Source organism: Shewanella saliphila (assembly GCF_014648295.1).
GTDB classification, from domain to species: Bacteria; Pseudomonadota; Gammaproteobacteria; order Enterobacterales; family Shewanellaceae; genus Shewanella; species Shewanella saliphila.
Window position 1 is genome coordinate 29,368 of sequence record NZ_BMQV01000004.1, and the last position, 21,830, is coordinate 51,197.

The 21,830-nt window shown below is 42.2% G+C and carries 17 protein-coding genes and 2 tRNA genes; 18 read left to right on the forward strand and 1 reads right to left on the reverse strand.

Translation table 11 applies throughout. The features are described 5' to 3' along the window. Positions 1–26: 26 nt before the first annotated feature. The 12 genes from folP to rpsO all read left to right on the forward strand — a co-directional run bounded on the left by folP (position 27) and on the right by rpsO (position 10,476). Positions 27–860, forward strand: a complete 834-nt coding sequence (gene folP / locus IEY48_RS03345) for a dihydropteroate synthase (RefSeq protein WP_188917260.1) — start codon at positions 27–29, stop codon at positions 858–860. Between the two features lie 78 nt (positions 861–938). Continuing rightward, positions 939–2,276 carry a phosphoglucosamine mutase gene (gene glmM / locus IEY48_RS03350; RefSeq protein WP_188917262.1) on the forward strand — a complete coding sequence of 446 codons (1,338 nt, stop codon included), beginning with the start codon at positions 939–941 and terminating at the stop codon, positions 2,274–2,276. Positions 2,277–2,414: 138 nt separating this feature from the next. After that, the gene (gene tpiA, locus IEY48_RS03355) at positions 2,415–3,197 is read left to right on the forward strand and encodes a triose-phosphate isomerase (protein WP_188917264.1); all 783 of its coding nucleotides are present in this window, start codon (positions 2,415–2,417) and stop codon (positions 3,195–3,197) included. A gap of 4 nt (positions 3,198–3,201) precedes the next feature. Continuing rightward, positions 3,202–3,537: a preprotein translocase subunit SecG gene (gene secG, locus IEY48_RS03360; RefSeq protein ID WP_188917266.1), complete on the forward strand. Its 336-nt coding sequence runs from the start codon at positions 3,202–3,204 to the stop codon at positions 3,535–3,537. A gap of 13 nt (positions 3,538–3,550) precedes the next feature. Then, positions 3,551–3,637 (forward strand) — tRNA-Leu (locus tag IEY48_RS03365). 82 nt (positions 3,638–3,719) lie between these two features. Continuing rightward, a tRNA-Met gene (locus IEY48_RS03370) sits at positions 3,720–3,795 on the forward strand. Between the two features lie 170 nt (positions 3,796–3,965). After that, positions 3,966–4,421: a ribosome maturation factor RimP gene (gene rimP / locus IEY48_RS03375; protein WP_188917268.1), complete on the forward strand. Its 456-nt coding sequence runs from the start codon at positions 3,966–3,968 to the stop codon at positions 4,419–4,421. Between the two features lie 31 nt (positions 4,422–4,452). Next, on the forward strand, positions 4,453–5,952 hold the full coding sequence (nusA, locus tag IEY48_RS03380) for a transcription termination factor NusA (protein WP_188917270.1): 1,500 nt from the start codon (positions 4,453–4,455) through the stop codon (positions 5,950–5,952). A 25-nt stretch (positions 5,953–5,977) separates the two neighbouring features. Then, positions 5,978–8,629, forward strand: a complete 2,652-nt coding sequence (infB, locus tag IEY48_RS03385) for a translation initiation factor IF-2 (protein WP_188917272.1) — start codon at positions 5,978–5,980, stop codon at positions 8,627–8,629. 65 nt (positions 8,630–8,694) lie between these two features. Then, positions 8,695–9,126 (forward strand): 30S ribosome-binding factor RbfA, encoded by a 432-nt coding sequence (gene rbfA, locus IEY48_RS03390; RefSeq protein ID WP_188917274.1) that lies wholly within the window; start codon positions 8,695–8,697, stop codon positions 9,124–9,126. Beyond that, complete coding sequence (gene truB, locus IEY48_RS03395) at positions 9,126–10,073, forward strand: tRNA pseudouridine(55) synthase TruB (protein WP_188917276.1); 948 nt, start codon at positions 9,126–9,128, stop codon at positions 10,071–10,073. Before rbfA ends, truB begins: the two co-directional genes overlap by 1 nt. 133 nt (positions 10,074–10,206) lie before the next feature. Continuing rightward, entirely contained in the window at positions 10,207–10,476 is a 270-nt protein-coding gene (gene rpsO / locus IEY48_RS03400; RefSeq protein ID WP_188917278.1) for a 30S ribosomal protein S15, read from the forward strand. A gap of 185 nt (positions 10,477–10,661) precedes the next feature. On the opposite strand, the gene IEY48_RS03405 is transcribed toward rpsO, so the two are convergent. Beyond that, positions 10,662–12,698 (reverse strand): putative bifunctional diguanylate cyclase/phosphodiesterase, encoded by a 2,037-nt coding sequence (locus tag IEY48_RS03405; protein ID WP_188917280.1) that lies wholly within the window; start codon positions 12,696–12,698, stop codon positions 10,662–10,664. A 397-nt stretch (positions 12,699–13,095) separates the two neighbouring features. On the opposite strand from IEY48_RS03405, the gene pnp reads away from it, so the two are divergent. The 6 genes from pnp (at position 13,096) to IEY48_RS03435 (ending at position 21,536) form a co-directional block, all read left to right on the forward strand. Then, complete coding sequence (gene pnp / locus IEY48_RS03410; RefSeq protein WP_188917282.1) at positions 13,096–15,192, forward strand: polyribonucleotide nucleotidyltransferase; 2,097 nt, start codon at positions 13,096–13,098, stop codon at positions 15,190–15,192. A 151-nt stretch (positions 15,193–15,343) separates the two neighbouring features. Continuing rightward, a complete protein-coding gene (nlpI, locus tag IEY48_RS03415; protein WP_188917284.1) occupies positions 15,344–16,255 on the forward strand; it encodes a lipoprotein NlpI in 912 nt (303 codons plus the stop codon). A gap of 76 nt (positions 16,256–16,331) precedes the next feature. Beyond that, positions 16,332–17,912, forward strand: a complete 1,581-nt coding sequence (gene prfC / locus IEY48_RS03420) for a peptide chain release factor 3 (protein ID WP_188917286.1) — start codon at positions 16,332–16,334, stop codon at positions 17,910–17,912. 210 nt (positions 17,913–18,122) lie between these two features. After that, positions 18,123–18,884: a TatD family hydrolase gene (locus IEY48_RS03425; RefSeq protein ID WP_188917288.1), complete on the forward strand. Its 762-nt coding sequence runs from the start codon at positions 18,123–18,125 to the stop codon at positions 18,882–18,884. A 177-nt stretch (positions 18,885–19,061) separates the two neighbouring features. Beyond that, positions 19,062–20,321 (forward strand): NupC/NupG family nucleoside CNT transporter, encoded by a 1,260-nt coding sequence (locus IEY48_RS03430; protein ID WP_188917290.1) that lies wholly within the window; start codon positions 19,062–19,064, stop codon positions 20,319–20,321. A gap of 357 nt (positions 20,322–20,678) precedes the next feature. Continuing rightward, positions 20,679–21,536, forward strand: a complete 858-nt coding sequence (locus tag IEY48_RS03435) for a nucleoside-specific channel-forming Tsx family protein (RefSeq protein WP_188917293.1) — start codon at positions 20,679–20,681, stop codon at positions 21,534–21,536. Positions 21,537–21,830: the final 294 nt, after the last annotated feature.

Below are 21,830 nucleotides of genomic sequence, written 5' to 3' on the forward strand. Positions count from 1 at the left end.
TTTTAATCTTATTTTAGGACATCCCTGTGTTTCAATTAACTCATGCCAATAAAACCCTCGACTTATCAGCTCCTGTTGTTATGGGGATCGTCAATATGACACCTGATTCATTTTCTGACGGTGGTGCTTATAGCGGTTTTGAACAAGCTTGTCGCCATGTTGACCATATGGTTGAGCAAGGTGCGCGAGTGATTGATGTGGGTGGTGAGTCGACTCGTCCTGGTGCTGAAGAAGTCTCTGTGAAAGAGGAGCTCGCTCGAGTGCTGCCGATTATTGAATACACTGCTAAAACGCATGATGTGTGGATTTCAATTGATACCAGCAAACCAGAAGTGATGGAAGCCGCTGTAAATGCCGGTGCTAACTTAATCAACGATGTAAGAGCATTGCAAGTGCCTGGTGCGTTAGCCATGGCGGCATCGCTTGATGTGCCGATTTGCTTAATGCACATGCAAGGCGAACCACAAACCATGCAAGATGCACCTAAGTATGATGATGTTGTGGATGAAGTAGCCGCATTTTTTGAATTAAGAATTGCTTATTGTGAGGCTGCTGGTATTGAGCGTGAGCGATTAATCCTTGATCCAGGCTTTGGCTTTGGTAAAACTTTAGCGCATAATTATCGCCTACTAGCCATGTTGCCGACATTACATGAATTTCATTTACCCGTACTTGTCGGTTTATCACGTAAAAGCATGATAGGTCATTTACTGGGACGCGATACCGACCAACGCCTGGCCGGTAGTCTTGCTGGTGCACTAATTGCAGCACAACAAGGTGCGCAGATTATTCGAGTTCATGATGTTGCTGAAACCGTCGATGCGCTTAAAGTGATGTCTGCCACCATGGAACAGCTATAAATGAATGTTTGAGCTCATACCATTCATATAAAAACATAATAATATTAATCACAAAGTGAATCACTTAAGTGGGGACATGTGAAACAAAGACAATTTTTTGGAACCGACGGTATTCGCGGTAAAGTTGGGGCTGGCAAGATGACCCCAGAACTGGCATTAAAGTTAGGTTGGGCGGCAGGACGAGTACTATCTCGCAGTGGCACTCAAAAAGTGATTATTGGTAAAGACACGCGGATTTCTGGGTACTTATTTGAGTCAGCGTTAGAAGCCGGGTTATCTGCTGCAGGTTTAAATGTGTTGTTACTTGGGCCTATGCCTACACCCGCTGTGGCGTATTTAACCCGAACCTTTAGAGCAGAAGCTGGGGTTGTTATCAGTGCATCGCATAACCCTTACTACGATAATGGTATTAAGTTTTTCTCAACCGATGGCAGTAAACTCGATGACGCCATTGAGCTTGAAATCGAAGCAGAACTTGAAAAGCCATTAGTGTGTGTCGAATCGCACCTATTGGGTAAAGCACGTCGAATTGATGATGCTGCGGGTCGTTACATTGAATATTGTAAAGGTAACTTTCCGGCTGATCAGACCCTTGAAGGCTTAAAAATTGTTGTCGATTGTGCCCATGGCGCAACTTACCATATTGCCCCAAATGTATTTCGCGAATTAGGCGCTGATGTTGTCGCAATTGGTGATAAACCTGATGGTTTAAACATTAACGACAAAGTTGGCGCTACATCAATGGCCAAAATTTGTGAAACAGTATTAGCTGAAAAAGCCGATTTAGGTATTGCCCTTGATGGTGACGGCGATCGCATAATGATGGTAAATAATCGTGGTGAAGTCATAGATGGCGATCAAATACTGTATATTTTAGCGGTAGATGCGCAAAAACGTGGTATTTTAAAAGGCGGTGTTGTGGGTACCCTTATGTCAAATTTAGGGTTAGACTTAGCACTGCAAGCACTTGATATTCCATTTGTTCGTTCAAAAGTGGGTGACCGATATGTCATGGAAATGCTTAAACAGCATGATTGGCGTATTGGTGGTGAAAACTCTGGTCACATACTCAATCTCGATCATGGTACAACCGGTGACGGTATTGTTGCTGGCATTTTAGTGCTCGCAGCAATGCGAAGACAGCAAGCATCGCTTGAGCAACTGACCGAAGCCATGAAAATGTTACCGCAAGTGTTGGTCAATGTTCGCTTTGAAGGAACGACTAACCCACTTGATAGCAATGTGGTTAAAGCTGCACAAACTGATGTTGAAAAGCAATTAGGCGCCCGTGGTCGAGTATTACTGCGTAAATCGGGTACTGAACCGTTAATCCGTGTAATGGTAGAAGGTGATGACCATTCACAAGTGTTAGCGCATGCAAATCGCATCGCAGAGGCTGTAAAAGCAGCATGTTAATTATTTGAATATTCAGTAACGTAGTTGCGCGCTCAAAAAGTAGACGCTTCGACAAGTAAACTGAAATATTCCCCTTTTACCTATTGTAACTTGATAAGTGGTTCGCTATTATTCACGCCGCTTTCAGAGGAGACCGTGATGGCACTCAGACGTCCTATGGTAGCTGGCAACTGGAAAATGAATGGCAATTCAGCATTAGCTGAAGAGTTATTCAAGAAATTTGCTACTAAGCTCCAAAATGATTCAGCTGAAGTGGTTTTATGCCCGCCTTCAATTTATCTTGAAAGTGTTAGGCAACTGCTTGAAGCCAATAAGCAAACCTTAGATGGAGCGCTTGTTAGAATGGGCGCGCAAAATCTTAGTCAACATGATTTTGGTGCGTACACCGGTGAGATTTCCGGGCAAATGCTAAAAGATTCAGGATGTCGATATGTGATTATCGGCCATTCCGAACGTCGCCGTATGTACGGAGAGACGAGTAATATTGTGGCAGAGAAGTTTGCTGCAGCACAAAAAAATGGTCTTACACCAATACTGTGTGTTGGCGAATCTGGACCGGCTCGTGAAGCAAGACGCACCTTTGAGGTGATTGCTGAAGAGCTTGATATAGTAATTGAAAAAAACGGTACCATGGCTTTTGATAACGCAATTATCGCCTACGAACCTTTATGGGCAGTAGGAACCGGTAAAAGCGCTACACCAGAGCAGGCACAAGAAGTTCATGCGTTTATTCGCAGTCGCCTCTCTGAAGTGTCTCCATTTATTGGAGAGAACATCAGGATTCTTTACGGTGGTAGTGTTACCCCCAATAATGCGGCAGATATCTTTGCCCAACCCGATGTTGATGGTGGTCTGATTGGCGGTGCAAGTTTGAACTCAACTGAGTTTTTAAGTTTATGTACCATAGCGATGAGCGCGTAATAATATGTACGAAGTTCTTATAGTTGTATACTTGGTGGTTGCATTAGGTCTAGTAGGCCTAATTTTAATCCAACAAGGAAAGGGTGCCGATATGGGCGCGTCTTTCGGAGCCGGTGCTTCAGGCACTTTATTTGGCTCAGGTGGTTCAGGTAACTTCCTGACCCGTTCGACTGCTGTTTTAGCGATTGCGTTTTTCGCATTAAGCTTAGTGATTGGTAACTTAAGTGCTAACCATACACAGCAGAACGATCAATGGAACGATTTAGGTTCAGCAGCAGAGCAAATCATTGATGAAGCGCCTGTGCAAACCGAACAGTCAGAAACTAAAATTCCTGACTAGTAAACCAGGTGTCGCCGAGGTGGTGGAATTGGTAGACGCGCAGCCTTGAGGTGGCTGTGTCCTAACGGACGTGCGGGTTCAAGTCCCGCTCTCGGCACCAAATTTTAACTAACAAACCAAGGATTGTGTTTGATTAGTTATTGCAAGATATGACGTAAATCAATATACTTGCATGCAGTTGACGCGGGGTGGAGCAGTTGGTAGCTCGTCGGGCTCATAACCCGAAGGTCGTCGGTTCAAGTCCGGCCCCCGCAACCAGCTCCTTGCGATTTATTTTCACATTGAAATTAAATCGCAATTTACAGGTTCTATAATAAAATGACCTCGTGATTACGGGGTTTTTTGTTATATGGACTTTTAAATATCCGTGTTTTTGACGGATTGCTCTGGGGCTTTTAGCCCTTTTTTTGTTTTTTTGGGGGTCATTTTTGGCAACAATAGAATCCAAACTAGTTGAATTATTAACGGTTCCAGTTGAAGCTTCAGGCTTTCAGCTGTGGGGTGTTGAATATGTTCAGGCTGGTCGTCATTCAATTCTTCGTGTGTTTATTGATCACGAGAATGGCATCAACATTGAAGATTGTGCCGAGGCCAGTCGTCAAGTCAGTGCAGTTATGGATGTTGAAGACCCCATTTCTACAGAATACACATTAGAAGTTTCTTCACCTGGGGTAGATAGACCGCTATTTACTGCAGCGCAGTATGCCGCTTACATCGGTGAAGATGCGAAAGTACAGTTGACTATGCCTGTTGCGGGTAGTCGAAATTTAAAAGGCGTCATCACTAGTGTTGATGGGCAAATGCTCACCATCAAAGTTGATGGTAAAGACTTGATTGTTGCTTTGGATAACATCCGTAAAGGCAACATTATCGCTAAGTTTTGATAGTTTCAGGTGAAGAACGAGGCAAGACCAAATGAATAAAGAGATCCTGCTAGTCGCAGAAGCGGTTTCCAATGAGAAAGGCGTTCCGCGCGAGAAAATTTTTGAAGCGCTAGAAATCGCATTAGCTACTGCTACCAAGAAAAAATACGAAGGTGATATTGAAGTTCGTGTTGCGATTGATCGTAAAACCGGTCACTACGACACGTTCCGTCGTTGGATGGTTGTTGATGACCAGGGTGAAGCGTTAGAAAACCCATACAGCGAAATCACCCTTGAAGCTGCACGTTTTGAAGAGCCTGGTATTGAAGTCGGTGAGTTTATTGAAGATCAAATCGACTCAGTTGCTTTCGACCGTATTACCACACAAACCGCTAAGCAAGTTATCGTACAAAAGGTACGTGAAGCTGAGCGTGCTCAAATCGTTGAACAATTTATTGAACGCGAAGGCGAAATCGTCACTGGTGTTGTTAAGAAAAGCACCCGCGAAAGCGTGGTTGTCGATTTAGGTAATAACGCTGATGGCGTATTATTTAAAGAAGACTTAATCAGCCGTGAATCATTCCGCCCTGGTGACCGTGTGCGTGCATTATTGTACTCAGTACGTCCAGAAGCGCGTGGTGCTCAGTTATTTTTAACTCGCAGCAAGCCTGATATGTTAATCGAGCTGTTCCGTGTTGAAGTACCTGAAATTTACGACGAAATGATTGAAGTGATGGGTGCTGCTCGTGATCCAGGTGCTCGCGCTAAGATTGCGGTTAAATCAAATGACCGTCGCATTGACCCAATTGGTGCGTGTGTTGGTATGCGTGGTGCACGTGTTCAGGCAGTGTCAAACGAATTAGGTGGCGAACGTGTTGATATCGTGATGTGGGATGATAATCCTGCTCAATATGTGATCAATGCCATGGCGCCAGCCGACGTTGCGTCTATTATTGTGGACGAAGACAACCACTCAATGGACATTGCTGTTGAAGCAGACAGTTTAGCTCAAGCAATTGGTCGTAACGGCCAAAACGTACGTTTAGCGACTCAACTAACGGGTTGGGAACTTAACGTAATGACAGTAGAAGACATGAACAAGAAGCACCAAGCAGAAAGCGCTAAGGTGATTGACCTGTTTGTTGCTTCGCTAGATGTAGATACAGATTTTGCGAGCGTATTGGCTGATGAAGGCTTTACTTCACTCGAAGAGATTGCTTATGTGCCAGAATCTGAACTACTCGCAATAGAAGGCTTTGACGAAGGAATCGTCGCGGCATTACGTGAACGTGCAAAAGCGGCTATCTCAACAAGAGCATTAGCCACTGAAGAAGCGTTAGATGGTGCAGAGCCAAGTGATGATTTATTAGCATTGGAAGGATTAGAAAGACATTTAGCTTATGTTCTCGCGAGCAAAGGTGTAGTGACTTTAGAAGACTTGGCCGAGCAAGGTATTGACGATTTAATTGATATTGAAGAATTAACAGAAGAAAAAGCAGGTGAGCTTATTATGGCTGCCCGCAACATCTGTTGGTTTGGCGAAGAAGCATAAGTCGATCAACAGGGGGATTTAATTGATGGCAGATACAAGTGTAGAAAAATTAGCAGCAGAAGTGGGAAAGCCGGTTGATCGTCTAATCGAGCAGTTCTCAGATGCTGGTATTAAAAAGCAACAAAATGACACCGTTTCAGAGCAAGAAAAGCAGCAGCTTTTAGATTATCTGAAAAAACAGCACGGTGCAGATTCTGCGCCGACCAAAATGACGCTTCAGCGTAAAACTGTGTCAACATTAAGTGTTGCCAGTACTGGCGGTCAGTCTAAAGACGTGAAAGTTGAAGTCCGTAAAAAACGTACTTTTGTTAAGCGTGATGATGCTGAATTAGCAAAACAAGCCGAGTTAGAAGCCCAAGCCAAAGCGAAAGCAGAAGCCGAAGCTAAGGCAAAAGCTGAGGCTGAAGCAAAAGCAGCAGCAGAAGCTAAAGCCAAAGCAGAAGCAGAAGCGAAGAAAAAAGCAGAAGCAGAAGCCAAAGTGAAATCAGAAAAACCGAAAGCAGAGCCTAAAGCGCCTAAAGCAGCCGATCCTGAAACAGCGGCAGCAAAAGCAGAAGCTGAGCGTTTAAAAGCGACCCAAGAAGCGGTATTAACCGAAAAGCAGAAAGAAGAAGCAGCTCAAGCGGCAGAAAAAGCCCGCAAACTAGCTGAAGAAAACTCGAAGCGTTGGGCTGAAGAAGAACGTCAACGTTTAGATGCTGAGAAGAACAGCGATCACCACATCACAACGTCTAAAGTTGCTCGTGCAGCAGAAGATAGTTCAGATGCTGATGATGAAAAACGTGGCCGTCGTGCGCGTAACAAAAACAACAATAAGAAACGTGGCGGTAAAGACTCACGAGACGGTCGCGAAAGACACATGCGTAACCGCAGTACTGCACCGCAATCTATGGCTCATGGTTTTAACAAGCCTGCAGCAGCAGTGTCTCGCGATGTTCGCATTGGTGAAACCGTAACCGTATCTGAACTTGCCCATTTAATGGCGATTAAAGCCACTGAAATCATCAAACAAATGATGAAAATGGGGTCAATGGTAACGATTAACCAAGTACTTGACCAAGAAACTGCCCAAATGGTTGCAGAAGAAATGGGTCATAAAGTGGTATTAATTCGTGAAAACGAACTAGAACACCAAGTACTACAAGACCGTGATGATAACGTTATTTTAGAATCACGTGCACCAGTTGTTACTATTATGGGTCACGTTGACCATGGTAAAACGTCACTACTTGACTACATTCGTCGTGCAAAAGTTGCCGATGGCGAAGCCGGTGGTATTACCCAGCACATTGGTGCATACCACGTTGAAACTGACAATGGCATGATCACCTTCCTTGATACTCCTGGTCACGCTGCGTTTACCTCAATGCGTGCTCGTGGTGCTAAGGCCACCGATATTGTTATTTTGGTTGTTGCTGCAGATGACGGCGTAATGCCACAAACCATCGAAGCGATCCAACATGCTAAAGCCGGTAACGTGCCATTAATCGTAGCGGTTAACAAAATGGATAAGCCAGAAGCTGATCCTGACCGCGTTAAGAGCGAACTTTCTCAGCATGGTGTTATGTCTGAAGATTGGGGTGGAGACAACATGTTTGTCCACTTGTCAGCCAAAACAGGTGACGGTGTTGATGAGCTGTTAGAAGGCATCTTATTACAAGCTGAAGTATTAGAGCTTAAAGCCGTTCGCGATACGATGGCTGCTGGTGTAGTGATTGAATCACAGCTTGATAAAGGCCGTGGTCCAGTAGCGACCATTCTTGTTCAGGAAGGTACTTTACGCCAAGGCGATATCGTTTTATGTGGTTTAGAGTACGGTAAAATCCGTGCAATGAAAGACGAAAACGGTAGAGCTATTACTGAAGCTGGTCCATCTATTCCAGTTGAGATTTTAGGTCTTTCTGGTGTGCCTTCAGCAGGTGATGAAGCGACTGTTGTACGTGATGAGCGTAAAGCACGTGAAGTTGCACTATATCGTCAAGGTAAATTCCGTGATGTTAAGTTAGCTCGTCAGCAGAAGTCTAAACTTGAAAACATGTTTGCCAACATGGAAGAAGGTGAAGTACAAGAGCTTAACATTGTACTTAAAGCGGACGTACAAGGCTCACTAGAAGCAATTTGTGATTCATTAACTAAACTGTCTACAGACGAAGTTAAAGTGAACATCATTGCTCGCGGTGTGGGTGCACTAACCGAAACTGACGCAACGCTTGCAGCTGCATCAAATGCTATTCTTGTGGGCTTTAACGTTCGTGCTGATGCACAAGCGCGTAAGACCATTGAAGCAGAAAGTGTTGACCTACGTTATTACAGCATCATCTATAATCTAATTGATGAAGTACGTGCTGCAATGACAGGTATGTTAGCGCCTGAGTTCAAACAAGAGATTATTGGTCTTGCTGAAGTTCGTGACGTGTTTAAGTCGCCTAAACTGGGTGCTATTGCCGGTTGTATGGTTACCGAAGGTCTGGTTAAGCGCAGCGCGCCAATCCGTGTACTACGTGAAAACGTGGTTATCTTCGAAGGTGAACTTGAATCATTACGTCGCTTTAAAGACGATGCACAAGAAGTCCGTAACGGTATGGAATGTGGTATCGGCGTGAAGAACTACAATGACGTTCGTGTAGGAGACCAGATTGAGGTCTTCGAAACAGTCGAGATAGCTCGCACCTTATAAGAACCAAAAAAGGGCGGCATTAGCCGCCCTTTTTGATTGTATACCCAACGTTATGGCATATCATCATGGCAAAAGAATTTAGTCGTACTCGCCGTATCGCCCAACAACTCCAGCAAGAGCTTGCAATGGTGTTACAGCGCGATATGAAAGATCCACGTATAGGCTTTGTTACTGTAAACGACGTAGACGTTTCACGTGACTTAAGCTATGCGAAAGTGTTTGTGACCTTCTTTGAAGAAGATAACGAACTTGTTCAACAAAAAGTTGATGCGCTAAGCGCTGCAGCACCTTATATTCGCACGTTAGTGGCTGGACGTATGAAATTACGTGTTATGCCTGAACTGCGCTTTGTTTATGACAGTTCATTAGTGGAAGGCATGCGAATGTCTAACCTAGTCACTCAAGTCATTAATAAAGATAAAGCCAAGCAACAACAATTTGATCCACAGGCACCAGAAAGCAGCGAGTCTGTTGACGGTGACAAGGAGCAAGATTAATGGCTCGTCGCCCTAAAGGTCGCTTCATCGACGGAATCGTGTTACTCGATAAAGACACTGGCATGAGTTCTAATTTTGCTTTGCAACGGGTTAAGCGCATCTTTAATGCGAATAAAGCCGGACATACAGGTGCACTTGATCCATTAGCCACCGGGATGTTACCGATTTGCTTAGGCGAGGCGACTAAGTTTTCTCAACATTTATTAGATGCTGATAAACGTTACCTTGTTACAGCAAAACTGGGTGAGCGCACTGACACCAGTGACTCAGACGGTGAAGTAGTGCAAACGCGCCCAGTTGAATTTACTCAGGCTCTTCTAGATGAAAAGCTTGAGTTTTTTCGTGGCACGACCCAACAAATTCCGTCAATGTATTCTGCGTTAAAATACCAAGGTCAGCCTTTGTATAAATATGCGCGTGAAGGCATTGAGGTACCGCGTGAATCGCGTCCTATAACGGTATTTGAGCTTAATTTCATCAAGCTTGAAGGTGATGAGTTAACCTTAGACATACATTGTTCTAAAGGCACTTACATCCGAACTATCATTGATGATTTAGGTGAAATGCTTGGTTGTGGTGCGCATGTGATTATGTTGCGCCGCACTCAAGTTGCAGACTACCCCTATGAGAAAATGGTCAGTTTAGCAGAGCTAGAAGCATTATTGGCTCAGGCTCAAGAGCAAGAGATTGCGCCTAAAGCCTTACTCGATCCTTTGTTGTTGCCTATGGATACCGCCGTGGCTAATTTCCCTGAAATTAACCTGCCTGATGCCATGCTCTATTACGTTATGCAAGGCCAAGCGATTCAAGCTGCGGGTTTAAAACCTGATTGTTTAGTTCGCATTACGATAGGTGATGAACATAAGTTTGTTGGTATCGGTATAATGAATGACGATGGTTTACTAGCACCTAAGCGTCTTATTGTGATGCATGAAAATACACAGTAAGCGTAACAGCACAAATAGATCGGTTTTTTGCGTTTTTTTATTGCGGTTGCAGGCTAATCTAGTTATTATACTGCGCTCGCTCTGGCTGAGTTAGTGATCGGCTAGAGATACATTTACTTTTTTGGAGATACACATGTCACTAAGTGCTGAAGCAAAAGCAAAAATTTTAGCTGAGTTTGGTCGCGGCGAAAACGATTCAGGTTCAACTGAAGTTCAAGTAGCTTTGTTAACTGCTCAAATTAACCACCTTCAAGGTCACTTTAAAGAGCACATCCATGATCACCACTCACGTCGTGGTCTATTACGCATGGTTAGCGCTCGTCGTAAGCTTACTGCTTACTTAAAGCGTACTGATGCAGCTCGTTATGCTGATCTAATCAAGAAGTTAGGTTTACGTCGTTAATTCGATGTGTTGCTTAGTCTAACTAAGCGGCAAACCGTAAAAAAGGAGGCTTATGGCCTCCTTTTTTATTGTCTACAATTTAATGTCAGTTTAAAGTCAGTTTAATGTCAGGTAATTCCCATATTACCTTTCTGGTAGTTGCAATCATAATGATTAGAGTACGCAACACATTAGATTCGATGAGATTATACCTGCAGAATCTTGGCCGTTTTGGCTGAAATAAACTGTTGCTCAAATTCTTCTAACGGTAATGGTTCACTAAAAAAGAATCCTTGGCCGATAACACAGTTATTGTCTTTGAGCCACTGTAGTTGTTCATCGTTTTCAATACCCTCAGCCACAATAGATAAGTCTAATTGTTGCCCGAGCATCAAAATAGTAGATGCTATCGCACTGTCTTTTGGCAAGTCGCTCACAAAGGCTCTGTCGATTTTCATGGTCGTAATAGGTAAGTGGCGTAAATATGATAACGAAGAATAACCCGTACCAAAATCGTCAACGGCGATACCAAATCCGGCCGTTTTAAGTTGTTCAAGTTTAATAATGGCCTGTTCTACATCGTTCATTAATGACGTTTCTGTGATTTCAACCTCGAGTAATTCAGGGCTAATTTGGTAACGAATGGCCAATTGCTTAATATCAGGAACTAAACTGGCGTCAGCAAACTGTTGTGATGCGACATTCACAGCAATGGGAATGGCATAATTGTATTTACGTTGCCACTCGCGGATAACTTTACAACTTTGCTCAATGACCCAGCGTCCGATAGGTATGATAATGCCTGTTTCTTCGGCTACGGGGATAAACGACATTGGGCTTATCAAACGGCCATCTTTTTGCCAACGTATTAACGCTTCACAGCCAACCACTTTGTGAGTATTCAAATCAAACTTAGGTTGAAAATACAGTAAAAACTCATTGTTTTTTAAGGCATCGTGTAATGAGGCTTCTGTGCGAAGTCTCACTGCTGCACGCTCGGTCATTTGTTGCTTAAAGAAGGACCATTGGTTTGAACCCGCGGCTTTTGCACTGTACATCGCAATGTCAGCGTGGCGGATCAAATCTTCTGCGGTATCTCCATCTTCCGGGTATATCGATATGCCTATTGATGCTGCAGGGTGGATTGCATGTTCATTTAATTGTATTGGTGCATTTAATTGAATCAATAATTTATCGACGAAGTCGGCGGCTTGAACAGGGGTTTGGATTTCATCGGCCAAAATCACAAACTCATCACCACCAAGGCGCGCCACACTGCCTCTATCGCCAACCACACGTTCTAATATGCGTGCAATACGGGCCAAAAACTGATCGCCAAGAGCATGGCCGAGCGAGTCATTAACGTTTTTGAAGCGGTCTAAATCGATAAATAATAAGCTGAAGTTACGTTTGTGTACCCGTGAGCGTTGAATGGTGACATTTAAGGTTTCGAGCAATAAGGTGCGATTAGGCAAACCGGTTAGCGGATCTCGGGTAGCCATTTTGCGTAATTTGTTCTGGGTTTGGCTAAACTGCAATAATATTTGGTTGAACTTACTGGTGACCAAGCCTAATTCATCATCTTTATGGGCTGGCGCCATGGGTAGCAAATTCTCATCCGGTGAATCTGGATCAATCTTGTCAATCGCCTCACTGATTTGGGCTATCGGTTGGGTCAAAAAGCGATGAAACACTACGGTCAGTACTAATGTGAGTAGTAATGCTCTGGCTAAGGTGGCAATTAATCCAAGTTGAAGCTGACCAAACAGTTTGTTGGTCAATTTTTGAGTATCGTAAAAAATAGTTAAGGTGCCAATAAGCTGTTGTTGTTGATTGCTTTCAAAGTAAAAAGGGCGATACAAAGGTCGCGAGGTTTCTTTTAAATCGCCAAATAATCGTTGGCTTAAACTTTCATACGCGCCGAATGATTTACTGGCTTGATTAGCCGTAGAGACAAACCGCGAACCATCATCAAGTTCAATCACAGCAGAGCCGACATTATCGACTTTTATGATCCCCTGGAGTGTTTGACTAGCGAGTTTGTCATCGAGTGACCAAACCGCATTGGTGGTGGTTTGCTCAACAGAGTTGAGTAGCTCTTGTTGTGCATCAGCTAATTGATTTTTGGTTGAGATAACTTGAATGGCGATTTCGACAATAAAAATGGCAATTGCAAAAAACAAAGCGGTAAATACCACTAAGTTTGTCTGTTTCCATGTTAAGGACTTGAAACTGGCGTTCATTTAGGATTCCATGTCGCGTAAGTGACTAATTTATTTTATTTAATTTGCGCTGCTTAGAATGCTGTAAACACAAATGAGATTAAGCTATCGTATCGTCCATTTTATAATCGATGGTATCCTTTACCTGAAATAATGGATGCTCATTATTGTACTAACTTTAGTCAAATTGGCCACTGTTGTCATTAACAATGTCGCTAAAACCTGCGCTGGAATAACTTATTCGTAACAAATGTCGAACTATATCTAACAAATCGATGCTTAATGTAAGGTTCTTCTGTAGGAAAATGATTATTTTAAATATTTTTCATTCTGTATATCGCGTCTATTTAACTATTCAAAGTATTTGAAGTATACTTATGCGCGTAATTAAAGGTCATTAAATTAAGGAATGGGTCAAGTGAATCCAATTGTAAAGAGTTTTGAGTATGGTCAACATACCGTCACCTTAGAAACAGGTGTCATTGCACGTCAGGCAAATGCTGCAGTTTTAGCAAGCATGGGCGATACCACAGTATTAGTTACCGTAGTGGGTAAAAAAGAAGCTGATTTAAGCCGCGACTTTTTCCCGTTAACCGTTAACTATCAAGAAAAAACATACGCAGCAGGTAAAATTCCTGGTGGTTTTTTCAAGCGTGAAGGTCGTCCATCAGAAGATGAAACTCTGATTGCCCGTCTTATCGACCGTCCAATTCGTCCTTTATTCCCTAACGGTTTTAAAAACGAAGTTCAAGTGATCATCACTGTGGTTTCTGTTGATCCACAAATTGAGCCAGATATTATTTCAATGATTGGTACCTCAGCTGCGTTAGCAATTTCAGGTATTCCTTTCAATGGGCCTCTTGGTGCTGCTCGTGTTGGTTATATTAATAACGAATACGTGCTTAACCCAAGTGTAGAGCAACTGGCTACTAGTGAATTAAACCTAGTTGTTGCGGGTACTCAAGCTGCAGTATTAATGGTTGAGTCAGAAGCTAAGTCACTTGCTGAAGAAATCATGTTAGGCGCTGTGACTTATGGTCACGACCAACAACAAGTTGTGGTTAACGCGATTAGCGAATTTAAAGCTGAAGCGGGTAAGCCTACATGGGATTGGACTGCTCCAGTTCAAGACCAAGACTTAGTTGCTAAAATCAAAGATCTTGCTGAAGCAGGATTAACTGAAGCTTATCAAATTGAAGTTAAACAAGACCGTTATGTTCAAGTCGGTGTTGTTAAAGCTGCGGCAAAAGCAGCACTAGTTGCTGAGAATGCTGATGTTGATTTACGTGAAGTAGACAACTTATTAGGTAGCTTAGAAAAGAAAGTTGTTCGTGGTCGTATTATCAGTGGCAAGCCACGTATCGACGGTCGTGAACCAGACATGATCCGTGCGCTTAACGTACTTGCAGGTGTGTTACCTCGCACACACGGTAGCGCATTATTTACCCGTGGTGAGACTCAGGCATTAGTGACTTGTACTCTAGGTACAGAACGTGATGCACAGAAAATTGACAGCATCATGGGTGAGCGTACTAACCGCTTTATGCTTCATTATAACTTCCCTCCGTATTCTGTTGGTGAAACAGGTATGGTTGGCTCACCTAAGCGCCGCGAAATCGGTCATGGTAAGTTAGCATGGCGTGGTATGAATGCTGTTATGCCTTCAGCTGAAGAATTTCCATACAGCGTTCGCGTAGTATCTGAAATCACTGAATCAAACGGTTCAAGCTCTATGGCTTCTGTTTGTGGTACTTCATTAGCATTAATGGATGCGGGTGTACCAATTAAGTCATCTGTAGCTGGTATTGCAATGGGTCTAGTGAAAGAAGGCGACGATTTCGTTGTACTTTCTGACATTTTAGGTGATGAAGATCACTTAGGTGACATGGACTTTAAAGTCGCCGGTACTCGTGATGGTATCACTGCATTGCAGATGGATATCAAAATTGAAGGTATCACCAAAGAAATCATGGATATTGCATTACAACAGGCATATGGCGCTCGCGTTCATATTCTTAATGTAATGGACCAAGCGATTGGTTCGCACCGTGATGATATTTCTGATCACGCGCCACGCATTACGACTATCAAGATTAATCCTGAAAAAATTCGTGATGTTATCGGTAAAGGTGGTGCGGTTATTCGTGCTCTTACTGAAGAAACTGGTACTACGATTGAACTTGATGACGATGGCACAGTCAAAATTGCATCGTCTAACGGTGAAGCAACTAAAGAAGCGATTCGTCGTATTGAAGAAATCACTGCTGAAGTTGAAGTGGGCCGTATTTACAATGGTAAAGTTATCCGTATCGTCGATTTCGGTGCGTTTGTTAACATTCTTCCTGGTAAAGACGGTTTAGTACACATCTCGCAAATTAGTGATGAGCGTGTAGCTAATGTGTCAGATCACCTACAAATGAACCAAGAAGTTGCTGTTAAGGTAATGGAAGTGGATCGTCAAGGTCGCGTAAGATTGTCAATTAAAGAAGCTCAGACTAAGGAAACTGCTGAGTAATTTAATTTAACGTGTTAAGCGACTTAAAAAAGGAGATCATATGATCTCCTTTTTTTATGTTTATTAAAAATAATCTGTATGAGTCCATAGCTCTTAGATAAGCAGATTGCTATGATATTGAATATAAATAAAACCTGATAAGGTAATACGAATGGAATGTAAACTACGCACCACAGTCATTGCCGTTGCTGTCGGTGCAAGTATGTTGTTGTCAGGCTGTGCTGCAACGCAAGGTTCAAGTGACGATGTTGCTGGGCAAATGATTGTTGCGCCAGTAATGCCTGACTATAAAATGGAAGTGACCCTCGCTAAGCTAAATGAAGTGTTAGCAACAATGGAGCTCACTGATGAACAACGTGCACGTTTTCATTACGACCGCGGGGTCATTTATGACAGCGTTGGTTTACGTTTATTAGGTCGAATTGATTTTCACCAAGCCATTAAGCTTCAGCCTGATTTAGCCGATGCATATAATTTTTTAGGTATTTATTACACCCAGGAAGGCGAGTTTGAAAGTGCCTATGAAGCCTTTGACGGTGTATTGGAATTATCACCAGGTTACGATTATGCCTACCTTAATCGTGGCATCGCCTTGTACTATGGTGAACGCTATCAATTAGCGATAGAAGATATGCAAGCATTCTTTGAGCGAGACCCAACTGATGGTTATCGGGTGCTATGGCTTTATTTAATGTCATCTGCGGTTGATAACACACAGGCATTAGCGGATTTAGCATTACAACGTCAACAGTTAAAGAATCAGGACTGGGCGAGTGTTTTGGTTGATTTTTATTTAGGGAAAATGAATCAAGAGCAAGTGTTTGCCGCGGCAAAAGTGGGTTTGTCACAGCCTAAAGAATATGCTGAGCGTTTATGTGAAGCGTATTTCTATTTAGCAAAACACGCAGCAGCACAAGGGCAATACCAACAAGCCGCTAATTTTTACCGGTTAACATTAGCGACAAATATTTACGATTTTGTTGAACATCGTTACGCCAGAATCGAATTGGCAAAAATGAAAAACATGATCCAAAAGTCAGTAGCATTATCTGCTGAAGGTTAAACCGTACTTTGCCTAGCCAATTCTGTCGATAGGCGCTATAATTTGCGCCTTTTTTAGCGGCTAGTGCAAGGTTAACATGTCAGGCAACAACGTTGAGGTCGACAAGCGTCGTACCTTCGCCATCATTTCGCACCCCGATGCGGGTAAAACCACCATCACCGAAAAAGTACTTTTATTCGGACAGGCTTTACAAAAAGCCGGTACCGTTAAAGGTAAAAAGTCTGGGCAGCATGCTAAGTCAGACTGGATGGAAATGGAAAAAGATCGTGGTATCTCTATCACAACTTCTGTTATGCAATTTCCTTACGGTGGCGCACTCGTCAATTTACTTGATACGCCTGGTCACGAAGACTTTTCGGAAGATACTTACCGCACACTGACCGCAGTAGACTCTTGTTTGATGGTTATTGACTCCGCTAAAGGTGTAGAAGACAGAACCATTAAACTGATGGAAGTGACGCGATTACGTGACACTCCGATTGTGACGTTCATGAACAAATGTGACCGTGACATTCGTGATCCTATTGAGCTAATGGATGAAGTTGAAGACATTTTAAAAATGGCCTGTGCACCGATTACCTGGCCAATCGGCTCAGGTAAAGAATTTAAAGGTGTTTACCACATACTGCGTGATGAAGTGATCTTGTATCAAAGTGGTATAGGTCATACCATCCAAGAAAAACGTATTATTAAAGGGTTAAACAACCCAGAACTTGATAAAGAGTTAGGCGCTTATGCCGCAGAGATCCGTGATGAAATGGAGCTGGTTGCAGGTGCCTCTCATGAGTTTGACCAAGAAGCATTTTTAAAAGGTGAACTCACACCAGTATACTTTGGTACTGCATTAGGTAACTTTGGTGTTGACCATATTCTTGATGGCATCGTTGAGTGGGCACCAAAGCCACTACCGCGTGAAACGGATGCCCGTCAAGTGCAACCGAACGAAGATAAATTCTCTGGGTTTATCTTTAAAATCCAAGCCAACATGGATCCTAAGCACCGTGACCGTGTAGCCTTTATGCGTATTTGCTCTGGTCGCTATGAGCAAGGCATGAAAATGCACCATGTGCGTATTGGTAAAGATGTCAATGTGAGTGATGCATTGACCTTTATGGCGGGTGACCGTAATCGTGCCGAAGCTGCATACCCTGGTGATATTATTGGTTTGCATAACCACGGTACTATGCGTATTGGCGATACCTTTACTCAAGGTGAAAAGATTCGTTTCACTGGCGTGCCTAACTTTGCGCCAGAAATGTTCCGTCGTATTCGTTTAAAAGACCCTTTAAAACAAAAGCAGTTACTCAAAGGCTTAGTGCAATTATCAGAAGAGGGGGCTGTGCAGGTATTTAGGCCGATTGACTCAAATGATTTAATTGTGGGTGCTGTTGGTGTGCTGCAGTTTGAAGTGGTTGTTGGACGCTTAAAAAGCGAATATAACGTTGAAGCGATTTACGAAGGTATTAGTGTAAGTACTGCACGTTGGGTGTACTGCAAAGATGAGCGTAAACTTGAAGAGTTTCGTCGAAAATGCAGCCCTAACCTTGCACTAGATGGTGGTGATAACTTAACTTATATCGCGCCAACAATGGTTAATTTAAACCTCTCGATGGAGCGTTATCCTGACATTGAGTTTGCTAAGACCCGCGAACATTAATTGTTAATCGATATGTTGTTTTAATGTTAACAAGGTGGCTTTAGCCACCTTTTTTTATTGTTTTTTAAGTGGCTTATCACAGTATCAATGGCATCTTTCTGCGTCTAAATGACGTGTTTGTGTAGAGGTTCGTATCAAAGAGCGTGTGCTTGATACTATATTGTTACCTATTGTTGGTGAAATAGGTGCCATTTACTAAGTAGGTGATTAATGATCGATACCCATGCACATCTTGATATGCCTGAGTTTGATGCTGATAGAACTGAGTTGGTCGAAGCGATGTCTGCCCATGGCATTACCTCTGCTATTATTCCTGGTGTGGCTGTGGACGCTTGGGAAAAGCAGCTGAATATAGCAGAAAAGTATCAATGGTATTTTTCGCTAGGGATTCATCCTTGGTATATACCAGATGACATTGATGATGCCATTTGTAAGCTAGATGCCAAGTTGACGCAATATCGACAAAATAAGCATTTAGTTGCCGTGGGCGAATGTGGTTTAGACAAATTACATAATTGGTCTGATAAGCAATTGTTAATATTAGAGAAGCAATTAGAGCTTGCACAAAAATATCAATTGCCAGTGATTTTACATGCAGTAAAAGCGCATCAAGAATTATTAGGGTTGCTACGTAAAGCCAAGTTGAGCCGAGGAGGTGTGGTACATGGCTTTTACGGAAACAGTATTGTGGCTCAACAATATATCGATCTCGGCTTTAAATTAGGGATTGGTGGTTTATTGCTCAACCCTAGTGCCAAAAAGCTTCGACAGGCGGTGACTGACTTGCCGTTAAATCACTTTTTATTAGAAACCGATTCACCCAGTATGAGTCCGTTCGATGAAGTGAATCAACGTAATACTCCTTTAACATTAACCAGAATTGTGTCCGAAATCTCATTTTTAAAGAAAACTGAAACTGTCTGTATATTAGAACAGTTGAATAAAAATACTATGCAACTGTTTGAGCTTTAATTGTTTTTTTTAAAACGAATTGCGTAAATTTGAGTTTTATTACCTAAGGGGTTGAAATTAAACTCTAAAAAGTTGATCAAAACGACGCTTTTCGTTTCACGCTCAGTTATAATCATCAACGGAAATTAGGTGAGTTAACAACATTCAAAAAAACTGTTAACAAAAGGGTGATGATTAATGGATATTTTAATGAGTTTAGTAGGGGTGGTCACCCTACTTGCGATAGGTTTCTTACTATCAAACAATAAAAAAGCAATTAGTGTACGTACCGTAGGTGGTGCTTTAGCAATTCAAGCATTCTTCGCGGGTTTCGTATTATATGTTCCAATCGGTAAAGATATTCTGAAAGGTGTTTCTGACGCGGTATCAAGTGTAATTAGTTATGCACAAAGTGGTATTAGCTTCTTATTTGGTGATTTAGCTAACTTTAAAGTTGGTTTTATTTTTGCCATTAACGTATTACCAGTCATTGTATTTTTCTCTTCTTTAATTGCAGTGCTTTACTACTTAGGCATCATGCAGTGGATCATCCGTATTATCGGTGGTGGTTTACAAAAAGCATTAGGTACTAGCCGTACAGAGTCTATGTCTGCTACAGCCAACATCTTTGTTGGTCAAACAGAAGCTCCTCTAGTTGTTCGTCCGTTCATTGCCACAATGACTCAGTCTGAATTATTCGCCATCATGGTGGGTGGTTTAGCCTCAATCGCTGGTTCTGTACTAGCGGGTTACGCGCAAATGGGTGTACCTATTCAATACCTAGTTGCAGCGTCATTCATGGCAGCACCAGGTGGTCTATTAATGGCCAAACTGATGCACCCTGAAACAGAAACTGCTATTAACGAAATGGATGAGTTACCAGAAGATCCTGATAAGCCAGCTAACGTATTAGACGCTGCTGCAGGTGGTGCTTCATCTGGTATGAGCCTAGCGTTAAACGTTGGTGCAATGTTGATTGCATTCGTTGGCTTAATTGCCATGATCAACGGCATCATCGGTGGCGTAACAGGTTGGTTTGGTCTAGAGGGTATTACTCTAGAACTTATCCTTGGTTATATCTTCATGCCTTTAGCATTCTTAATCGGTGTACCTTGGAACGAAGCATTAGTTGCAGGTTCTTTCATCGGTCAAAAGATTGTTGTAAACGAATTCGTTGCTTACTTAAACTTTGCTCCATACCTAAAAGATGTTGCTGATGGCGGTATCTTAGTTGAAGCAACACAAGCGGTAATGACTGATCGTACTAAAGCGATTATCTCATTTGCACTGTGTGGATTCGCTAACTTATCTTCTATTGCAATCTTACTAGGTGGTTTAGGTGCTATGGCTCCTTCACGTCGCCATGACCTTGCAAAATTAGGTATCCGTGCTGTTATCGCTGGTTCATTAGCTAACTTAATGAGCGCGACATTAGCCGGTTTATTCTTAGCTATCTAAGTTAAGAGTCTTGATAGGAGGTTTTCTCCTATCACACTGGGTCTTTACACTTATAACGATAGAGACCCAGTGTAATAAGAACGTTGTTATTGATTTTTGTGTTAATCCACCATTTCCGATGTGACACGACAACTGATTGATTGCTGCGAAAGAGGATGTTTTAAAACCGCTAGTCAGATTCAATATGTGTTGTTATCAATATGTTTAATTATGTAGCGATATTGTTCACAGAATAGAATTTTGTATTCGTTTTTTATCGATTATTTGTTGTGATTTTTAGCATTAACGGTAAAATACGATTGATTAAAAAGAAGTGCTATCCAAGAAGATAGTTTAATAATATACATGGGGTTGATGATGAAAAATGTAAAAATGTTAGCTTTAGCGGGTGCAACAGTTGCTGCTATTTCTGGTAATGCTTTTGCTGCAGACCGTACAGACCTTCACGCTAGTGATTACAAGTGGTTACAGTTTAATGCTATGTACTCTATCGGTGAAAAGCCAGAAAATCCAGCTGCTGGTGATCAACACAACTACCTAGAAATGGAGTTCGGTGGTCGTTCTGGTGTTGTTGATTTATATGGCTATGTAGATGTATTCAATTTAGCGACCGAAACAACTGATAATGGTGACAAAAACCCAGGTTCAGAAACTAGTAAACTATACATGAAGTTTGCTCCACGCTTCTCTATCGATGCTATTACTGGTAAAGATTTATCTTTTGGCCCAGTTCAAGAAGTTTACTTCTCTACACTTTTCAGTTGGGATGGTCTTAACGGCGAAGGCGTTAATAATACCTACTGGGGTGTGGGTGCTGATGTAAACGTACCTTGGTTAGGCAAAACGGGTATGAACCTTTATGGTTTATATGATATGAATAACCATAAATGGAACGGTTATCAGTTCTCAGCTAACTGGTTCAAGCCTTTCTACTTCTTTGAAAATAAGAGCTTCTTGTCATTCCAAGGTTACATTGATTATCAATTTGGCGCTGATGAATCTTACTGGCCAATAGAAGAAAACGGTCCATTAGTTAAAGGGCTTTCTGATAGCGGCGGAAATATCTTCTTTGGTCTATACTGGCACTCAGATCGTTACGCTCTAGGTTATGGTCTAAAAGGCTTTAAAGATGTTTACACCATTACTGATGGCGGTGCAACCGGTCTTGATTCTACAGGTTGGTCACACTATCTTTCTGCAACTTACAAGTTCTAATACTTGCTAACGTTGTTGTATTGGAGCCGCAAATTGCGGCTCCAAATTTAAAAATAAAATTACCCAAGATTGAAATTTTTATCTAAAATTATTGTTTAACAACCGTGGTTTTATATAAAGGTTTGTATCCTACAAATTGTTTACAATGTTTGTGTTTTCGCGCGCTAAAATGGATTTTTCGCGGAATGGTTGAAGCAAATATCTTTGTTTTATCTTTTCCGGTCTTCAAGGATTCAAGTCGTGGTACTCGTTATCAGATTGAATACTTAGGTTAGTAAATATCACCTAGATTTA

Bases quoted from the DNA above. Each gene is read 5' to 3' on its own strand.
- IEY48_RS03435 (WP_188917293.1), top strand. From the start codon at position 20,679: ATGAAAAATGTAAAAATGTTAGCTTTAGCGGGTGCAACAGTTGCTGCT.
- nlpI (WP_188917284.1), top strand. From the start codon at position 15,344: ATGGAATGTAAACTACGCACCACAGTCATTGCCGTTGCTGTCGGTGCA.
- truB (WP_188917276.1), top strand. From the start codon at position 9,126: ATGGCTCGTCGCCCTAAAGGTCGCTTCATCGACGGAATCGTGTTACTC.
- prfC (WP_188917286.1), top strand. From the start codon at position 16,332: ATGTCAGGCAACAACGTTGAGGTCGACAAGCGTCGTACCTTCGCCATC.
- IEY48_RS03425 (WP_188917288.1), top strand. From the start codon at position 18,123: ATGATCGATACCCATGCACATCTTGATATGCCTGAGTTTGATGCTGAT.
- IEY48_RS03405 (WP_188917280.1), bottom strand. From the start codon at position 12,698: ATGAACGCCAGTTTCAAGTCCTTAACATGGAAACAGACAAACTTAGTG.
- tpiA (WP_188917264.1), top strand. From the start codon at position 2,415: ATGGCACTCAGACGTCCTATGGTAGCTGGCAACTGGAAAATGAATGGC.
- rbfA (WP_188917274.1), top strand. From the start codon at position 8,695: ATGGCAAAAGAATTTAGTCGTACTCGCCGTATCGCCCAACAACTCCAG.
- secG (WP_188917266.1), top strand. From the start codon at position 3,202: ATGTACGAAGTTCTTATAGTTGTATACTTGGTGGTTGCATTAGGTCTA.
- nusA (WP_188917270.1), top strand. From the start codon at position 4,453: ATGAATAAAGAGATCCTGCTAGTCGCAGAAGCGGTTTCCAATGAGAAA.
- infB (WP_188917272.1), top strand. From the start codon at position 5,978: ATGGCAGATACAAGTGTAGAAAAATTAGCAGCAGAAGTGGGAAAGCCG.
- rpsO (WP_188917278.1), top strand. From the start codon at position 10,207: ATGTCACTAAGTGCTGAAGCAAAAGCAAAAATTTTAGCTGAGTTTGGT.
- IEY48_RS03430 (WP_188917290.1), top strand. From the start codon at position 19,062: ATGGATATTTTAATGAGTTTAGTAGGGGTGGTCACCCTACTTGCGATA.